The following is an 18,553-nucleotide window of genomic DNA, read 5'->3' on the forward strand; positions in this document are numbered from 1 at the left end:
AGGTGAGGTCAAGTGTGAATATTTTTAGAGCCGTTCAGGACCAAAAGCGTCGGGAAGCATCTGTTCGATAGAAAGTATTCCACTCACTGTTTTGATGAGCATATCTTTAGTGCTGTGTTCGTAGAGTAGTTGTCTGCACCGTCCACAAGGCATGAGTGCTTCACCATTTTTATCCACACACGTAAAGGCAAGGATTTTCCCTCCACCTGTTCTAAAAAGCTCTGAGATGAGGGAACATTCAGCACATAAGGTAAGCCCAAAGGACGCATTTTCGACGTTGCAACCGGTGATGATTCTGCCGTCGTCGGTGAGAGCAGCTGCTCCTACTGCGTAGTGTGAGTACGGTGAGTAGGATTTTTTCATCGCGCAGGTGGCATGCTCTGTGAGTTCTTCCCAGTTGATGGGGTGTTCTAGGGTTTCACGTTGGCTCATGCTTGGGGTCCTTGCAGGGGTGAAGATGTGCATATGGTGCCAGAGGGCACGATGAGGTTCCGACAGTGTGCACTATCGAAACCTCATCATTAGTATTTTCTCATAAGACCGAGGGCGGTTATCCCTTGGTGTACGCTTTACCGGCTGCTGCAGGTCCACGCGAACGACCGACCAGACCAGCCACTGCAAGAATCGTTACGACGTAAGGGAGCATAGCCAATAGTTCAGTAGGGATATCCGTTCCGAGTCCAGAAAGGATGAACTGCATCTGTAGGGAGAAACCGAAAAGGAGTGATGCGCTGAGTGCACCAAGTGGTTTCCACCGTCCAAAGATGAGAGCAGCCAACGCAATGTAGCCTTGTCCTGCTGTCATATCTGCGTTGAAGGAGCTGACGGCAACAAGGGTGAAGAATGCTCCACCCATACCAGCAACAGCGCCAGCAATCATAACATTGCTAAAGCGTAGACGGTTCACGTTGACGCCAAGGGTATCTGCAGCTTGGGGATGTTCGCCAACCGCGCGGGTACGAAGCCCCCAACGTGTTTTGTTCAGAGAGAACCAAATCGTACCAACCACAATGTACATCAAGTACACGATAACGGACTGGTTGAATAATACTGGACCAATCACAGGGATTTGTGAAAGAACCGGAATTTCAAAGCTAGGTAGACGAGGAGCCGAGTTGAGGTGTGCTGCGTCTTGTTGGAGTACACGGGAGTATAAGAATCCGGTAAGTCCGGAGACGAGGACGTTCACCACAACACCAACGATGGTCTGATCAACAAGATATTTAATGGAGAAAGTTGCTAGTAGGAAGGATACGAGCATACCGCCGATCATCGCTGCGATAAGACCAATCCACGGGTTTCCTGTCATAGAACCAACAAGTACGGCAGAGAATGCACCAAAAAGAAGTTGACCTTCAATCGCAATGTTGATGATTCCAGAGCGTTCGCAAAGGAGTCCTCCCATCGAACCAAAAATCATGGGGACTGAGAGTGCAACAGCACCGGTAAGGATGGTAATCAACGATATTTCGGTCATACGTGCAGAGCCAATAGCCCAGATGAGTACGCCAAAGATAAAAGAGAACCAAAAAATAGCTGAGAGATATAGCGGTGTTTTCTTACCGGAGAACGTGAGCTTAGCACACCATAAGGTGACGGCAATGAGGACGGCGGTAACAGCCCAACCCGTTGTTGGCGTTGATAGGTTCAGCGCCGGAAGTTGAATGACGTCATTTTTGGTGGACAGACCAAGTACCACGTGTGAGGCAGGAGCGTTCAAGGCAAGAACTAGTAGCGATATGACGCTTAGCGTGCCGAAAATCCACGTGTTTTTCCAGTGACGTACGAGCACGGTATCTTGTGGTGTTGCGGTGTCGATAACAGCTGTCGTGCTCATTATTTTGCCTCCGCGGACTGAGTAGTTTTTTTCTTCTTTTTGGGCTTGTCGGGGTCTGGAAGCCTAAAGATGGCTCGTACCAGTGGTGGTGCAGCAATGAAGAGCACAATCAGTGCCTGAACCACGTCGACAAGGTCTACAGACGTTCCGGTACTGACTTGCATGGTCACACCACCTGCTCGAAGTGCCCCATAGAGAAGAGCTGCCAGAAGGGTTCCAACGGGTGTTGCTCGTCCAAGAAGTGCCACAGTAATAGCGTCAAAACCATAGGAGGAAGCGATACCGGTGCTCAAGACTTTTTCGGTTCCAGATACTTGGGCGACACCGGCAAGACCTGCTAGCGCACCAGCAATAGCCATCACAATAATGTATCCATTAGCAACAGATACGCCCGCAGTTTTTGCAGCATGAGGGTTTGCCCCTACCGCACGGAGTTTGAATCCGATAGTTGAACGGTTAATCAGCCACGAGACAAAGAGGACAGCCAGTAACGCGAGGATAAATCCGGCGTGAAGACGGAAGCTTTGTCCAAAGATTCTGGGGAAGATTGCTTCATCTGCTAATACAGGTGAAATGGGGTTTGAGCTTCCTTCGCGTTGCCATAGTGGTGTTTTGAGGAGGAAGAGAAGTAGGTTCGCAGCAATGTAGTTGAGCATGATGGATAGGATGACTTCATGCGCACCAGTTTTTGCTTTGAGTAATCCGACGAGACCACCCCACAGGCTACCACCAAGGATACCGCCAAGAACGATAAAAGGTAGTAGTAAGTAGCTGGGTAGGTGCCAGTTGATAGCAACGTAGCTGGCGACGATTGCGCCAAGGATAATTTGTCCTTGTGCACCGATGTTAAAGAGTCCGGTACGGAATGCGATTGCTACGGCAAGACCAGCAAAAATAAGTGGTGTTGCTACCGTGAGTGTTTCGGTCAGCGGGTAAATCGCTTTTGTGAAGGTGCTCGCTTCATAGTTGAAAATAGCGCCTCTAAATAATGCGAGGTATGCGTTGGTTGCTGCTTCCCAGCCGGCGCTGAGTGTGTCTAGGGGGCGGGCGAAGAAGTAGCGTGAGGCTTTTTGTGTTGCGGGGTCAGTGACCGCGATAAGAATACCACCGACGATGAGTGCAGCAAGTAGTGCGAAAAAGGACAAGCTGACGGAGCCGGATAGTATACGAGTCAGTACAGGAAGTTTTTCTTTTTCGGAAGGTTGTGTGTGTGCCGGTGGTACTGTTTCGGAGGCGGTGAGCACTGTATCGGTGGCTTCTGCGACGGTGGATTTACCTTCGGCGCTCATGCTTGGTCTCCTTCTGCCCAGGGGATATTTTCGGTTTCGGGGGTTTGTGTTTGGGGAGTGTTCTTATCTGTAGTAGAAACTTCCCCTGCCGCTTTGAGAGCTTCTTCATAGGGTGTTCCAGCCATCATCATACCCAAGACGTTACGTGGCGTTTCCGGTGGTGCAATGCCCATAAGTTCACCGTGGAAGAAGACGGCAATACGGTCTGCTAAGGCGTGTACTTCGTCCAATTCTGTAGAGATAATGATGACGGGTACGCCTTTGTCTCGTTCTTCAACGATTCTTTGGTGGATAAATTCGATAGAGCCAACGTCTACACCGCGAGTTGGCTGTGATGCGACAAAGAGTTTGAGGTCTCGGGTGAGTTCTCGTGCAACCACAATTTTTTGTTGGTTACCGCCAGATAACGTTGAGGCTGCATCGTGTTGTGATCCAACACGAATATCAAATTCTTTGATGGCTCTTTCTGCGTTCTGAGCGATTTCGCTGTTGCGCAGTGTGCCGTATTGGGAGAATTCTTTGCGATTGTAGAGGTCGAGAATGAGGTTTTCTGCGATGGAGAAGGAACCTACTAGACCGTCGACATTTCGGTCTTCTGGGACGAAGCCAACGCCTGCGTCAAGTACTTGTCGAGTATTTTTGCCGAGGAGTTCGGTCTCCCCCAGCTTCATCGAACCGTGCGCTTTAGGGTGTAGCCCGATGATAGTTTCAGCGAGTTCAGTCTGCCCGTTTCCTTGTACACCGGCGATGGCGAGGATTTCGCCTCCGCGAACGTTGAAACTGACGTTTTTGAGAAGTGGTACGCCTTGGTCAGAGATGAGGTTGAGGTTTTCAACAGTGAAGTTTGCGTCAGTTAGTTGTGGGGTGTCTTTGTCGACGACGAGTTTGACGGCTTTTCCGACCATGAGGGAGGCGAGTTCGTCGGTGGTGGCGCTGGGGTCAGCGGTGCCGACGACTTTTCCTCGTCGGATGACGGTGATGTGGTCTGATACTTCGCGTACTTCTCGTAGTTTGTGAGAGATGAATAAGAGTGATTTACCGTCTTTGCGTAGCTGATCCATGATGCCGAGCAGCTGGTCAGTTTCTGCGGGGGTGAGCACGGCGGTGGGTTCGTCAAGGATGAGAATTTCGGCGTCTCGTACGAGCGCTTTAATGATTTCTACGCGCTGTTGCACACCTACGGGGAGGTCTTCAACGATGGCGTCTGGGTCGACGTCGAACCCGTAGCGTTGGGAAATTTCACGGATTTTGGTGCGGGTTGCTTCGAGGTTGAGAACGGTTCCGCGCGTTTCTTCTGAGCCGAGGGCAATATTTTCTGCGACGGTGAAGACGGGTACAAGCATGAAGTGCTGGTGTACCATGCCGATGCCGGCCGCCATGGCGTCTGAGGGACCGGAGAATTCAACGGGTTTGTCGTCGATGAGGATTTGCCCGTCGGTGGGTTCGTAGAGTCCGTAGATGACGTTCATGAGTGTCGATTTTCCGGCACCGTTTTCGCCGAGTAGGCAATGGACAGTACCTGGTTCTACGACTAAATCAATGCTGTCATTTGCGGTAAAATCACCAAATTTTTTTGTGACTTTTCGCAGTTCGAGTTTCATCGATGTGCTTTCTTGTCATTGCTCAGACTCTGCTGGTGAGGGTTGGGGTTGGTTCTCTCAGCGTTTGAGCGGGGTTATCCGTGTGAATATGTGGTGGAGTTTTAAGCGCTGAGCGGCTGGCACGAAGAGGTGTCCCTCTGAGTGCCAGCCACTGAGCCCTATAAGGTTTTATTTCTGTGGTTTTCCGTCGGTGTTAACGGTAATTTCGCCAGAAATGATTTTGTCTTTGATGGTGCCAAGTTCAGTCTTGGTTTCGTCAGAGACTTTGGATTCGAAGTTGTGGAATGGAGCGAGTCCAACACCGTCATTTTCGAGGGTTCCAACGTATTTCTCGGAGGTGAACTTGCCTTCGAGGCTGTCGTGGATGGTGGATTCTACAGCTTCTTTCATCTTCTTCTGGATAGAGGTGAGGATGATGTCTTGGTAGTTCGGGTTGGTTTCGTAGCCGTCGGAGTCTACCCAGATAACAGATGCGGGTGCGTCTTGGTGGCTTGAGTTGTATTCGGTCACGGCGTCAAGGGTACCTGCACCAACTGGTCCTGCTACGGGCAGGATGATGTCTGCCCCTTGGTCAAGGAAGTTTTGGGTGTTGGTCTTGCCCTTGGTCTGGTCGGAGAAGTCGCCGGTGAAGGTTCCGCTCTTGGAGTCGTGATCCCAGCCGAGCACCTGAACGTTAGCGTTCTTTTGTTCGTTGTAGTATTTAACGCCTTGTGCGAAGCCGTCCATGAAGGTGGTAACGGTGGGGATTTCTAGACCACCGTAGGTTGCGACTTTACCGCTCTTGCTCTGTGCTGCAGCAAGGTAGCCGGCTTGGAAAGCTGCTTGTGCTGTGTCGTAGACGATGGGTCGGACGTTTTTAACGTCGATGTCGCCGTAGTCAACGATGGTGAAGTTAATGTCGGGGTTCTGCTCTGCGTATTCTTTAGTTGCGTCTGCTAGTGAGAATCCAACGGTGACGATGATGTTGCAGCCTGCTTGGACCATGTTGGTGAGGTTAGGGCCAAATTCAGACTCGGAGTTTGATTCTGCTTGTGCAGTTTGAATGCCGTAATCTTTTTCTGCTGCTTTGAGTCCAGCGTAGGAGTTTTCGTTGAAGGATTTGTCTTCGAAACCGCCGGAGTCGGAGACAATGCAGCCTTTGAAGTTGGAGTCTTTAGCTTGTGCATCGCCGGAGGATGCTTCGGGTGCTGCACCACAGCTTGCAAGGAGCATAGCTGAGATACCCAGGACTGAACCTGTTGCTGCAAAACGTTTACGATTGGTCATCGTCGTCCCTTCATGATGTGTTGAGTGGGGGTGCACTCATGGTGTGCCAGAAAGGTTCTGCCGTCCTAGCTCTGTTGAGGATGAGAGTGCGGTATATACGTTATATAGTAATGGGTCACACGTGGTTATGTCGTATCACACTCCGTGGGGCGGGGTACTGTTATCTGTCCGCGTTGGTGAGTGTTCAGGGTTTAGCCTAGCCACTATCTCTTTTCTGGTTCAATTTTTTCTTCCTGTAACACTTATTTTCTGTGGTTATTTAGTAGGTGTTGCTTGTTCGGAATTGTTCGGCAGAACGTTTTGCGATTTCCCAGCGTACGGCTCGTAGTGCAGTGGAGGCCATGACTTGTACCCCGTACCCGATAGCTCTTTCGTCGGGGTTGTAGTCTCCTCGATGCAGGTCGTAGGTGGCTCCTCCGGGGGTTCTTGTTCCTAGTCGTATCATGGTTCCGGGAACTTTTTGAAGCATCCATGCGAAGTCTTCTCCGCCCATAGATTGTTCGACGAGAACAACGGAGTCTTCGCCAAGTTCTGCTCGTGCCGCGTTTTCGACCATGGTTGTTTCGTCTTCGGTGTTTACAACTGGTGGTACTCCCTTGATATGTTCTAGCTCAACGGTGACCCCATAGGGTGCTGCAACTTGTTCGACCACTTCGTCGAGGATTTCTCCGGCTTGGTACCAGGCTTGGGCGTCGAGGCAACGCATCGTTCCGGCAAGGTAGCCTTCGGAGGGGATTGCGTTGGGTGCAACACCTGCTTGAATTTGCCCCCATGCGAGGAGTACGCCTGAGCGCACGTCGATTCGTCGCGAGAGAACTGCGGGGACGTTGATAGCGATTTGGTTCATCGCATAGATGAGGTCTTCTGTGAGGTGTGGACGCGATGTGTGCCCGCCTCGTCCCGTGAGTCGTATTTTGATGGTATCTGAGGCTGAGGTGATGGGACCGATGCGGGTTCCAATTTTTCCGACATCCACTTTTGGTTCGCAGTGTAAAGCGAAGGCGCGTGGGACTCCTTCTAACGCATTTTGAGCGATAACTTCTACGGCTCCACCGGGGAGTTGTTCTTCAGCCGGTTGGAAGATGATGCGAATAGTGCGGGCGAGCGGGCTTTGTTGATGTATTTCCCAGAGTGTTAGCGCGACTCCGAGCATGACGGTTTGGTGAATATCGTGACCGCAGGCGTGCATGACGCCGGGGCGAATGGAGCTGTAGTCTAAGCCGGTGTATTCGTTGATGGGTAGGGCGTCAATATCTGCCCGTAGTGCGGCAGCGATGGCGCCTTCTCCAATGTCTACGTAGCATCCGGTGTTTTTGTAACGCTGGGGACTCATACCGGCGACTTGTAGTCGGGCAATGATTCGCTCTGTGGTGTGGTGTTCTTTGAACGAGAGTTCTGGGTTTTGGTGAACGATTCTGCGGAATTGGCGCAGTTCTTCGGTGAGGTGTTTAATGCGTGTTCCGATGACGGGGCCAGATTCGTCGAGAAGTGCTAGTGCGGGTTTTTCTGCCATTTTTCTAATGTAGCGCGCTTTGGTGTTGTGGTGGGAGTTTTGTGAGGCTTCCCTTTGTTATCGCTACAGGATTCGTCAGTAAACGGTATAAACGTCAAAAATCAATATATAAGCATGTAATTAAAGATACATTTTTAGTCTATTTTTTATATTTATTTTCGTAAAAATGGATATTTTTTACACGTATTACACATTCATTAAATGCTTTTTCACTACTCGCACCGAGGATTCTCACAGAAACTTAATATTAATTTTCAATCACTATTTTCTATATTGAAAGTTTGTCCCCTAAAAAGAGACTGCTTTTTATTAAAAAATCCCTTAAGTCTTGCGTAATAAGCACGAAACAGGCTGAATATTCGGAAGGGATTCACTAGCGTTGAGGGTGTTATCGTTGTCCACCAAATAGGGTACTCATATTTAAGGGACAGTATATGAACCACTCAACAAAGCGTGGTGACAACAGATAACACGGCACCATAACTTCATATTTATTTCAATATATTATTGATTATTTTATATTTCCGCACCGCTAATGAGAGCATTCTAAGGAATACACCATGACTCAACACATTTCGCGACGAACCCTCGCAAAAGGTGCAGCAATTGCTGCACCCCTTGCCCTCGCCACCGCTCCCGCTTGGGCAGCACCTACCGTGCGTAACTCAACCGGAGTACCACAATACGCAGCAAGTTCAAATATTCTTGCAACATGCCAATTAGACGGCTCATGCGGGCCTTTCTATATTGACCAGAGAGATGCAGGCTCACATTCATCCATTAGAGAAGGAAACTTCCATTTCCTCATCCCCGTAGGGTCAACAATTCCACCCATGCGCTGGGAAGTTACTATTGTTCCAGTGCCAAACGATGACGATAAAACCATCACCAAAAAGCGTGATTTTAAGATTGAAGACCTTGCCGGAGACGGTGGAGGATCAGCAATTCCTACTGAATTTCCACGCACCAACGTCTCACCAGTTCAATACGATTCAAAGACTGGCGTAGAAACCATTACGTTTGATACTCCTGAGTTTGTTGATAAGCGTGGCGCAAAGCGCGGAACACTGAGCGTAGGTTTCAAAATTTTCACAGGCCTTACAGGACTCTTCCCTGGAAACAGACGCGCAGACAAGGTCATTGTTCGCGGATATCAAGGAGACACCTTAGTTGTAGACTACGACTCCATCGACCGAGCTTCTCCCGACAAGCGTCGCGGTGCTTCAAAATGGGATCCAAATCAGGACGGTCGAGTCTAAAACTTCTTCGATAATAGAACTTAATAACAGGTTATTGAAAGCAGGCAACGAGAGGATACTAGGCCTCTCAACCCACCCCTGCCCAAAATGATATTAAAATCACAAAGCCACTCATAGCACGTTGCAAGACGCAGTGCCATGGGTGGCTTTTGTGCTTGAACCCAAATTTCCTTCAGTGTTAAACATCAGATTTTCTATCGCTTGACGTGCTCATACTTAACACAAAATTAAATTTTTCTATAAAAACCCACTTTCCAACGTTCTAGGTTGTGGGTTTTTAGGGGGCAGTATTCTTCTTAAAAGTTGTATTTTTATCGGCCATTCGGGGGATATTTTCAGAATGAACCTCTTTATTTCTGGGGATTCGCTGATATTATTAGTCGGAAACCAGTTCTGTCCCCTAAATAGCTGAGTGTCCTGCTCATGTAGGTCTCAAAGAGTATGCACCCTAGTGCACATTCGTATTCTCTAGGTTAGAGGGCGTAACTGGTGACGTATCCCGATTATCCTCACTTAGCATCTTTTTGAGAAGGAAATATACTTATGACTCAAATTTCACGCCGTACCCTGGCTAAGGGTGCAGCATGGGCAGCTCCTGTTGTAGCTGCTTCTGCTGTTGTTCCCGCATACGCGTCTTCTTCAGATAAACCTTATGGTGCTATCTGTGACCTTTTCTTTGGTAGCGGTAACGTTAACGCGCAGCGAACCACTATTGGTCTCTCTGTCATCACACCAAACGGCATGATGAAAAAAGGCGATACTGTTAGCTGGGTATTCGACGCTACAAGCGCTCGTGTTCCTGGTCTTAATTACTCACAGAATGGTCGTTGGTCTCTCTCAGTAACTCCTCCAGAGCGTTCACGCACTGCTGATGGTAAGTTCACTGTTACTCTTACTGCGAATACCGACATCTCCACTAGCGAAGTTAACTGTGTTGCAAGACTCCTTTGGGACAATGGTTCTTCCGCAAACTCATCTAACATTGACCCAGGTAGCCACATTAGCGTTGTTTCCTCTAACGGAACTGAGAGCTACAACGTTGGCGTCACCATTCCTCTCCGTGATGGAAAAGTTAACAACAGCAGGTACAAGCCCGTTATTATCGACGGACCTTGCTACCCAACCGTTAAGTTCTCTTACTTGGGTAATTCAACTCGCCTTAACCGTGATACCAAGGTTATCTTCAACGGTAAGGAATACCTACCTAATAGCGATGATCGTAATAACCAGCCAGTTCTTCGCGGTACTTGCGAAGGTTCTGAAGGTGTTGCAGGAACTCCCCGCTCCGCTGGTGATATCTCTACCGGTGGCTAAAACTTCCTAAAGGTTCTCTTCAAACAGAAGAACAACCATAAGGCAAAGCCCCTTTGACCTATCGGTGATAGGTCAAAGGGGCTTTGTGCTATCCACTCACACAACACCAACGCACATTTTCTGTATCACGACATAAAAATGTGGTGTCAGCTTCTACAGAAGCTAACACCACATCATCAAGAAAAGGGCACTTTTCTACAAGCTCTATACGAAAAAAACAGAGCCGCCATTGTCTTAAAGAGAACGAGCTAGAATAGCCTGCTTCACCTCAGCAATAGCCCTCGTAATCTGAATACCGCGAGGACACGCATCAGTACAGTTAAACGTCGTACGACAACGCCACACGCCCTCTTTATCATTGAGAATCTCAAGACGCATATCACCAGCATCATCACGAGAATCAAAAATAAAACGGTGAGCATTCACAATAGCTGACGGGCCAAAATACTGGCCGTCCGTCCAGAACACAGGGCAGGACGTCGTACACGCTGCACACAAGATGCACTTTGTTGTGTCGTCAAAACGTTCACGATCTTCAACAGACTGATAGCGTTCACGCTCTGGCTCATGCCCCTCATTCATCAAGAACGGCATAATCTCACGATACGACTGGAAGAACGGTTCCATGTCCACGATAAGGTCTTTTTCGCAAGGCAAACCTTTAATAGCCTCAATCGTAATCGGCTGAGAAATATCTAAATCCTTCAGCAAGGTTTTACACGCCAAACGATTTCTACCATTAATACGCATAGCATCAGAACCACAAATACCGTGAGCACATGAACGGCGGAACGATAACGAACCATCAATCTCCCACTTAATCTTGTGCAAGATATCAAGCACCCTATCGGTACCATACATTGTCACCTTGAATTCGTCCCAATGCGCTTGATCCGAAACTTCAGGATTATAACGACGAATTCTAACCGTCACATCATAGGTTTTAATACCTTGGGAGCCACCTTGCTCCGAGGCGATAGCAACCTTAGATTCTGGTTCGCGTGCTTCAAAATCAGACATTTTAGTACTTACGTTCCTTCGGCTCATAACGGGTAAAGACAACAGGCTTCGTACCAAAACGAAGACCGCGAATACCCTCGAACTCTGAGTTTTCGTCTCGATATACCATCGAATGTTTCATAAAGTTCACGTCATCACGATCCGGATAATCTTCACGGAAGTGACCGCCACGAGACTCCTGACGATGGAAAGCAGCAACAGACATCACCTTAGCGAGCTCAAGTAAGAATCCCAGTTCGACGGCCTCCAACAAATCAAGGTTGAAGCGCTTACCTTTGTCTTGAATAGAAATACGCTGATAACGTTCTTCTAATTCTGCAATCTTTGAAAGAGCGTTACGAATCGTATCGGCCGTGCGGAACACCTGCATATCGGCGTCCATCACATCTTGTAGTTCTTTACGGATGACACCAACTTTTTCGGTTCCCTCACCATCACGTAGAGACGTCAAAAGTTCTAAAGTGCGGTTTGCGGCGTCCTCAGGGATAGGTAAGAACTCTGCAGAAGCAGCGTACTCTGCCGCTTTAATGCCAGCACGTTTACCAAAAACGTTAATATCAAGCAGAGAGTTCGTGCCCAAACGGTTAGAACCGTGCACAGATACGCACGCAACCTCGCCAGCGGCGTAAAGACCGGGGATAGTGTTCTCCGAATCTGCAAACACTTCTGTTTCGATGTTGGTGGGAATACCGCCCATTGCATAGTGTGCAGTGGGGAACACCGGAACAGGTTCGGTGTACGGTTCAACGCCTAGATAGGTGCGAGCGAACTCCGTGATGTCGGGAAGTTTCGCATCAATGTGGGCTGGTTCGAGGTGGGTCAAGTCTAGAAGAACATAATCCTTGTTCGGTCCACAACCGCGACCTTCACGCACCTCGTTTGCCATAGAACGCGCCACAATATCACGTGGGGCAAGGTCTTTGATGGTCGGGGCGTAGCGCTCCATGAAACGCTCACCGTCAGAGTTACGAAGAATACCACCCTCACCGCGAGCAGCTTCAGAGACGAGAATGCCTAGTCCGGCAAGACCCGTTGGGTGGAACTGCACAAACTCCATGTCTTCTAGCGGAATACCGTTACGTAGAGCAATCGCCATGCCGTCACCGGTGAGAGTATGCGCATTCGATGTCGTTTTAAAGATTTTTCCACAACCACCCGAGGCAAAAATAATGGACTTTGCTTGGAATACGTGCACATCGCCAGAAGCAAGGTCGTAGCTGACCACGCCGGCGGGGCGACGCTGTCCCTTTTCATCTTCTACCATGATGAGGTCAAGGACGTAGTATTCGTTATAGAACTCCACATTATGTTTTACGCAGTTCTGGTAGAGCGTCTGAAGAATCATGTGTCCGGTACGGTCCGCCGCATAACATGCTCGACGCACTGGTGCTTTACCGTGGTCGCGAGTGTGTCCGCCAAAACGACGTTGGTCAATACGTCCAGCGGGGGTACGGTTGAAGGGCAAACCCATTTTCTCTAGATCAAGAACAGCGTCAATTGCTTCTTTAGCCATGACTTCGGCGGCGTCTTGATCGACGAGGTAGTCGCCACCTTTGATGGTGTCAAAGGTGTGCCATTCCCAGTTGTCTTCTTCGACGTTGGCGAGGGCCGCGCACATGCCACCTTGAGCGGCTCCTGTATGGGAACGAGTTGGGTACAATTTGGTCAAAACGGCGGTTCGAGCGCGAGTGCCGGCTTCAATGGCGGCACGCATGCCAGCTCCACCAGCACCGATAATAACGACATCGTACTTATGTACCTGCATGTGAAAATGCTCTTTTCTAAAATCTAGTAGTAGGTTCAGCTATTTATGGGGCGGTACAGAAAGAAGGTAATAGTTCTGGTGCCGCACCAGTTGGGCATGGGTCAAACGTGAAGATTACGAGAGTTCCAATCAGAAGAACAAAAGCGCCAGAACAGAACAACGCTAGTTTTAGGGTCAGGCGGGTGCTGTCTTTTTCTGCATAGTCCATGATGATGGTTCTAATACCGTTCATGCCGTGCAACATTGCAAGCCATAACAGGAGTAGATCCCATACTTGCCAGAAAGGTTGAGCTAATTTGCCACCAACGAAACCAAAGTCAATACGGTGAACGCCTTCACCCATCATGAGGTTGACGAAGAGGTGTCCAAAGATAAGGACAACGAGAATAACACCTGAGATGCGCATGAAAAGCCATGCGAACATTTCAAAGTTATTGCGTTTTGAGCTAGAGCGGTTGTATTTGACTCCGTTAACGGTGTTGTCTTTGCTTCTCGGAGCAGAAATTTTGATTTTCTGTGGTGAAACAGCCATGATGCGTTAGCCTCCGAAAGTGTTAATCATGTGGCGGATGAGGAAAGGAACCATAACAACGGCCCAGAGAAGGAGGACTCCCCAAAGCATTGTTTTATGGTTTTTTGCGCCATCTTTCCAAAAGTCAATCAGGATAATGCGAATACCGTTAAAGGCGTGGTAGACGATAGCTCCCACAAGTCCTGCTTCACTTAGCCCCATGATGGGATTTTTATAAAGCTCCATCACGGAGTTATAGGATTCGGGGGAAACTCGAATAAGAGCGGTATCTAAGACGTGGACAAGAAGAAAAAAGAAAATAGCGATACCGGTGATGCGGTGAGCTACCCAAGACCACATGCCTTCACGGCCGCGGTACAAGGTTCCTCGTGAATTATTCGGCACTGAATAACCTCCTGCAAGCTGTTCGTGGCTGTGACCTTGTTTTGGCTCATCAAACAAGCGATGTCTACCATCGAATAGCTAATTAATGTGTGTTCATCTAGTCACACACAGTACCAGTTCACTTACGGTTTTATTGACAGTTAGTTGATAAAAAACCGGCTTATTTTAGCGTAATTAGCACAAATTTTTATGTCGATATTCAACTTTTCCGCGAGAACAAGGGAAATCCTCATCACATTGGACGTAAAAAGTGACCAGCAATAGTTAGACATCTCAAAAAATTTTCAGAATTATGACGTAAAAATTCGCTATTCTTAGAGGTGATGAGAACACCACTAGATAAGTTTTACCCGCTCATTCCGGCCGGTGGGGTAGGGTCCCGCCTATGGCCATTATCGCGGGCACACGCACCTAAGTTTTTACTAGACCTTACCGGTAACGGATCTTCACTTCTACGCCAAACCTACGACAGGCTCAGCGGACTCACCCAAAGCTCAGTGATGATTGTGACCGGAGAATCGCACGCTCAAGCAGTACGCGAACAAGTTCGTGAACTCAACGACACTGACTTCGTCCTTGAACCCTCCCCCAAAGACTCGGCGGCAGCTATCGGATTAGCTTGCGCTATCCTCTATAAAAGAGATCGAGAAGCTATTGTTGGCTCTTTCGCTGCTGACCACGTCATCACACCGGTTGGGGAATTCCAAAAAGTGGTCAAAGAAGCGGTAGAAACTGCAGCTACCGGAAAAATCGTGACTATTGGTATCACCCCTACCGAACCATCCACAGCTTTTGGATATATCAAAGCAAAGTCTTCGCTCGGTATCGATAATGCCCCCTCAGCTCTAGCCGTAGAGTCGTTTGTCGAAAAACCTGACGCAGCAACAGCAGCAGACTATGTGAACTCCGGAGAATACACCTGGAATGCAGGAATGTTTGTCGCACCAGCAGAACTGATGCTCAAACACCTCAAAGAAAACGAACCAGAACTATACGCCGGAATTAACGCCATCGCAGAAGATTGGGACACCCCACAACAGCACCAAACTCTTCAAAAAGTGTGGGAGACTCTCCCCAAAACGGCTATCGACTACGCTGTTGCAGAACCAGCAGCAGCCGCAGGAGATGTCGCCATGGTGCCAGGCTCCTTTACATGGGACGACGTGGGAGACTTCGACGCAGTCACCCGCCTGAACCAAGAGAAAACAGGTGAAAAGCTCACCGTATTAGGCGAAAAGAGCAATGTTCTCAACCAAGATTCCTCGGGGCTTATTGTCACCCATGCGGAACGCAAAATTGCTGTTATCGGTATTGAAAACCTCGTCGTAGTTGACACTCCCGATGCCTTACTCATTACGACACGAGATAAAGCTCAAGCAGTGAAAAACACTGTTGCAGACATTAAGGAGCTCAACCTCAACGAGCTGCTCTAAAAAAGAAACTCAACAGAGTAAAGCCTGTCTTATCGCAACAACGATAAGACAGGCTTTACTGTATCCGCCAGACCTACCAGCTAGAACCTAATCATGACTCGTATCTAACGGAACCGTCCTAAGACAACGCCAAGTCCCTTGAACATGCTCACAGATTTGAAGATGATCTACGACAAAACGTTCAGCAGTAGAAGGTAACGACGCAAAATATTGCAAAGAATCCGTTAGCGCTCTCTGCCCCAAACGATTCGATACGCTCAGATGCGGAACATACGCAAAAGGAGAGCTAGACTCCCCTACCGCATCAATACACCGCTGACGTAAAGTCATCAAGTCTGTCGCGCCCTCTAGCACGGGCAGATAACTCACCTCAGATAACGGCATGAAGCTCTCAATAGCCCCCATAGACACGCTAAAAGAGTATTGCCCATATAAGGCCTTCACCAAGGATGAGAGCACCATATCTTTCGTCGAAGGAGTAGGCTCATATAAAAAAATTGTTAGATGACTCGTCTGCACAGATTCAGACACACCATGAGCACCCTGCCAGCACCGGACAAGACGAGATAACTCGCCTTGTACCGGCGCAATAACGCTCAAATGCCGGTCAAGCTCTAAAGCTCGCACAGCAGAAGACGATAAAGACATCAAAGGGCTCTTCAGCTAAAGCGTCGTCGCACCCATGAAGCCCACACGCTCGTAGACATTCTGCAACGTCACAGACGCAATTTCGCGAGCGCGTTGCGCACCGACAGCCAAGAGTTTATCGAGTTCGGCTGGGTCGTCGAGCAGTTCCAGAGAACGTTCACGGATAGGCGCTAGGGTTTGTACGAGAATTTCAGCGAGGTCGACTTTGAGGTGCCCGTACATTTTGCCGTCGTATTCTTCGACGATGTTTTCGATAGGGCGTCCGGTGATTGCTGAATAGATGGCAAGGAGGTTTGATACGCCCGGTTTGTCGGCTCGGTCGAAGGCGATGGTTGATCCGTCGTCAGTTACCGCAGACTTAATTTTTTTGGCGGTTTTCTTCGGGTCGTCGAGCAACCAGATAATGCCTTTATCGTTTTGGGCAGATTTGCTCATCTTGGAGGTGGGATCTTGCAGGTCATAGATTTTTGCGCTTTCGCGGAACTCTAATGGTTCTGGCAGGAGAAAGGTGGTGCCAAAGCGAGAGTTAAAGCGTTGTGCGATAGTGCGCGTAAGTTCTAGGTGCTGACGTTGGTCTTCGCCTACTGGGACACGGTCTGCTTGGTAAAGCAGGATGTCTGCTGCCATGAGCATGGGGTAGGTGAAGAGTCCGACGGTAGTGTTCTCGGAGCCTTGTTTGCTGGATTTGTCTTTGAATTGGGTCATGCGGGCGGCTTCACCGTAGCCGGTAATACAGTTGAGGACCCATGCGAGTTGTGCATGTTCAGGTACGTGAGATTGCACGAAAAGAGGTGTTTTTTGTGGGTCAATTCCGGCAGCAATATATTGTGCGGCAATGGTTCGGGTACGTTCACGAAGAACGTTTGGGTCTTGACGTACGGTGATAGCGTGCATGTCGGGGATGAAGAAGAGACATTCATTGTCTTCTTGCATTTGCACCCAGTTTTCTACTGCGCCGAGGTAGTTTCCTAGGTGTAAAGAGTCGGATGATGGTTGGGCGCCGGAGAAAGCGCGTGGTTTTCCTTTGGACGCGTTGGGGATGAGTGCGCGGTCTATGGTGTTGGTGGTTTCTTCTGCCACGGTGTGTCCTTCAATGGGTTGGCGTGTTGTGACGGGGTCTTGACCATGAGGGTATCAAAGTCCTCGAAGGTGTTAAGATTTTTGACTCGTGTGCTACGCGAATTGGTAGTCGACGACTAGAGGTGCGTGGTCGCTAAAACGCTGGTCGTAGGATGCTGCACGGTCAACAACTGAGCTGATAGCGCGTTGTGCCATGGCGGGTGTTGCCATCTGGTAGTCGATACGCCATCCTGCGTTGTTGTCAAAGGCTTGTCCACGGTAGGACCACCAGGTGTATGGGCCGTCGACGTCTCCAGCAAGCGAACGTGCAACGTCGACGTATCCGCTTTGTCCAAAGAATTTGTCGAAGTAGGCGCGTTCTTCGGGGAGGAATCCTGCTCGTTTTTGGTTTGCTTTCCAGTTTTTGAGGTCTCGTTCTGTGTGGCAGACGTTGAGGTCTCCCACAACGACAACGTTTTCGCTGTGTTGAGCAAGTTCGGGAAGACGCACAAGCATACGTTCGAGGAAACGGTATTTGTCGTCTTGTTTGGGTGTGTCTACTTCTCCAGAGTGTACATAGGCGGAGACAACGGTAAGTTGTTCTCCGTTGGGAAGAGTGTAGTCTGCTTCAACCCATCGTCCAGAGTGTTCGAAGTATTCTTCGCCGATGTGTGATCGGGTATTAGTCGGTTCTGCGGCGGGAAGGATGGAGTTCTTATGTGGGGTGCGTGCTGTGGCGATGAGGACTCCGGCGCGTCCTTTGTCGGCAGCTTCTGAGTGGAGGATATGCCAGTTTTCTTCGTTAAGTAGTTCTCGTACGATTTTGTCGGGGGCACGTACTTCTTGTAGGCAGAGGATGTCGACGTCACGTTCGTTGAGCCAGCTTTCCATGTCTTTACGGTATGCGGCGCGGATGCCGTTCACATTGACGCTGGCAATACGTAGGGTTTTAGGTGTTCTTGTCATGGGGTGATTAGTCTCTTTCTGCGTTGTTCTGCCCTTGGGCTTCTTTAATCATGCTCATGCCGTTAGAAGCTGTGGTGTTGATGGTGTCTAGTGCTCGTTCAATCATGGCAGGTGCATCTTGATTATCTGAGTGGAGGTGTTCTGCAATGACTTTTGATTGTACGAGAACGATTTGGAAGCTGTGAGATAGTTTGTCGTCGAGCATGGCGTCTTCTTCTGCTCGACGTGCTTGGAGGAAGAGTTCTTGATTTTTTTGGGTGGTGCGAGCTTGTTGTGTCACGATGATGGCGAGGTATCCGGCAACCCCTAGCCATGCCAGCAGAATACCTGCGACAATCCATCCGAGCACAGATTCTTCGTGCGAGGCTTGGTAGATGGCGAGAATACAGAGGACGAGGAGGATACCTCCCCCAATACTTGCCCCGATGAGAGCTTTTGAAAGTGTTTGGGTACGTGTTGTTGTGTCTGAACCGGAAGATTGCATACTTATCATTATGCCAGTGTGATAACGTCCAAGCACGATAGTGGGGAGCTTGGCTTTCCTCATAGTTTTTATGGTGGTTAAAACGGTTGAGGAGTATATGCCGTTTATTGTGTGCGGTTATTGCCTGATACGTTATTGTCTGGTTGAGGAAGAAAAAACTCAAGAATTGTACTTTAACCAGAT

The 18,553-nt window shown here is 49.0% G+C and carries 17 protein-coding genes; 3 read left to right on the forward strand and 14 right to left on the reverse strand.

Annotated features, from left to right (window positions below; all coding sequences use genetic code 11):
• Positions 1-24: 24 nt before the first annotated feature.
• The 6 genes from ACN08Z_RS04455 to ACN08Z_RS04480 all read right to left on the reverse strand — a co-directional run bounded on the left by ACN08Z_RS04455 (position 25) and on the right by ACN08Z_RS04480 (position 7,506).
• On the reverse strand, positions 25-432 hold the full coding sequence (locus tag ACN08Z_RS04455; RefSeq protein ID WP_419103387.1) for a cytidine deaminase: 408 nt from the start codon (positions 430-432) through the stop codon (positions 25-27).
• 118 nt (positions 433-550) lie between these two features.
• On the reverse strand, positions 551-1,837 hold the full coding sequence (locus ACN08Z_RS04460; RefSeq protein WP_419103388.1) for an ABC transporter permease: 1,287 nt from the start codon (positions 1,835-1,837) through the stop codon (positions 551-553).
• Positions 1,837-3,126 carry an ABC transporter permease gene (locus tag ACN08Z_RS04465; protein WP_419103389.1) on the reverse strand — a complete coding sequence of 430 codons (1,290 nt, stop codon included), beginning with the start codon at positions 3,124-3,126 and terminating at the stop codon, positions 1,837-1,839. Before ACN08Z_RS04465 ends, ACN08Z_RS04460 begins: the two co-directional genes overlap by 1 nt.
• The gene (locus ACN08Z_RS04470; RefSeq protein WP_419103390.1) at positions 3,123-4,727 is read right to left on the reverse strand and encodes an ABC transporter ATP-binding protein; all 1,605 of its coding nucleotides are present in this window, start codon (positions 4,725-4,727) and stop codon (positions 3,123-3,125) included. The genes ACN08Z_RS04465 and ACN08Z_RS04470 overlap by 4 nt, the downstream gene beginning before the upstream one ends.
• 168 nt (positions 4,728-4,895) lie before the next feature.
• A complete protein-coding gene (locus ACN08Z_RS04475; RefSeq protein WP_419103391.1) occupies positions 4,896-5,993 on the reverse strand; it encodes a BMP family lipoprotein in 1,098 nt (365 codons plus the stop codon).
• 259 nt (positions 5,994-6,252) lie between these two features.
• The gene (locus ACN08Z_RS04480; RefSeq protein ID WP_419103392.1) at positions 6,253-7,506 is read right to left on the reverse strand and encodes an amidohydrolase; all 1,254 of its coding nucleotides are present in this window, start codon (positions 7,504-7,506) and stop codon (positions 6,253-6,255) included.
• A gap of 560 nt (positions 7,507-8,066) precedes the next feature.
• On the opposite strand from ACN08Z_RS04480, the gene ACN08Z_RS04485 reads away from it, so the two are divergent.
• Positions 8,067-8,765: a hypothetical protein gene (locus ACN08Z_RS04485; protein WP_419103393.1), complete on the forward strand. Its 699-nt coding sequence runs from the start codon at positions 8,067-8,069 to the stop codon at positions 8,763-8,765.
• Between the two features lie 543 nt (positions 8,766-9,308).
• Complete coding sequence (locus ACN08Z_RS04490) at positions 9,309-10,079, forward strand: hypothetical protein (protein WP_419103394.1); 771 nt, start codon at positions 9,309-9,311, stop codon at positions 10,077-10,079.
• 234 nt (positions 10,080-10,313) lie between these two features.
• On the opposite strand, the gene ACN08Z_RS04495 is transcribed toward ACN08Z_RS04490, so the two are convergent.
• From ACN08Z_RS04495 to sdhC, 4 genes are read right to left on the reverse strand one after another with little or no spacing between them, the layout of a single operon-like run.
• A complete protein-coding gene (locus tag ACN08Z_RS04495; RefSeq protein WP_419103395.1) occupies positions 10,314-11,099 on the reverse strand; it encodes a succinate dehydrogenase iron-sulfur subunit in 786 nt (261 codons plus the stop codon).
• A gap of 1 nt (position 11,100) precedes the next feature.
• On the reverse strand, positions 11,101-12,864 hold the full coding sequence (sdhA, locus tag ACN08Z_RS04500; RefSeq protein ID WP_419103396.1) for a succinate dehydrogenase flavoprotein subunit: 1,764 nt from the start codon (positions 12,862-12,864) through the stop codon (positions 11,101-11,103).
• Between the two features lie 43 nt (positions 12,865-12,907).
• Positions 12,908-13,396, reverse strand: a complete 489-nt coding sequence (locus ACN08Z_RS04505) for a succinate dehydrogenase hydrophobic membrane anchor subunit (RefSeq protein WP_419102011.1) — start codon at positions 13,394-13,396, stop codon at positions 12,908-12,910.
• A 6-nt stretch (positions 13,397-13,402) separates the two neighbouring features.
• Positions 13,403-13,780, reverse strand: a complete 378-nt coding sequence (gene sdhC / locus ACN08Z_RS04510) for a succinate dehydrogenase, cytochrome b556 subunit (protein ID WP_419103423.1) — start codon at positions 13,778-13,780, stop codon at positions 13,403-13,405.
• A 323-nt stretch (positions 13,781-14,103) separates the two neighbouring features.
• Here sdhC and ACN08Z_RS04515 point away from each other — a divergent pair, with 323 nt between their 5' ends.
• Entirely contained in the window at positions 14,104-15,213 is a 1,110-nt protein-coding gene (locus tag ACN08Z_RS04515; RefSeq protein ID WP_419103397.1) for a mannose-1-phosphate guanylyltransferase, read from the forward strand.
• An 87-nt stretch (positions 15,214-15,300) separates the two neighbouring features.
• On the opposite strand, the gene ACN08Z_RS04520 is transcribed toward ACN08Z_RS04515, so the two are convergent.
• The 4 genes from ACN08Z_RS04520 to ACN08Z_RS04535 all read right to left on the reverse strand — a co-directional run bounded on the left by ACN08Z_RS04520 (position 15,301) and on the right by ACN08Z_RS04535 (position 18,370).
• On the reverse strand, positions 15,301-15,861 hold the full coding sequence (locus ACN08Z_RS04520; protein WP_419103398.1) for a 2'-5' RNA ligase family protein: 561 nt from the start codon (positions 15,859-15,861) through the stop codon (positions 15,301-15,303).
• 15 nt (positions 15,862-15,876) lie between these two features.
• Positions 15,877-16,941, reverse strand: a complete 1,065-nt coding sequence (trpS, locus tag ACN08Z_RS04525) for a tryptophan--tRNA ligase (RefSeq protein WP_419103399.1) — start codon at positions 16,939-16,941, stop codon at positions 15,877-15,879.
• A gap of 93 nt (positions 16,942-17,034) precedes the next feature.
• Complete coding sequence (locus tag ACN08Z_RS04530; RefSeq protein WP_419103400.1) at positions 17,035-17,886, reverse strand: exodeoxyribonuclease III; 852 nt, start codon at positions 17,884-17,886, stop codon at positions 17,035-17,037.
• A gap of 7 nt (positions 17,887-17,893) precedes the next feature.
• Positions 17,894-18,370 (reverse strand): hypothetical protein, encoded by a 477-nt coding sequence (locus tag ACN08Z_RS04535; protein ID WP_419103401.1) that lies wholly within the window; start codon positions 18,368-18,370, stop codon positions 17,894-17,896.
• Between the last annotated feature and the right edge of the window lie 183 nt (positions 18,371-18,553).

The sequence above is a fragment of the Rothia sp. P7181 genome, assembly GCF_048513015.1.
Taxonomy (GTDB): domain Bacteria; phylum Actinomycetota; class Actinomycetes; order Actinomycetales; family Micrococcaceae; genus Rothia.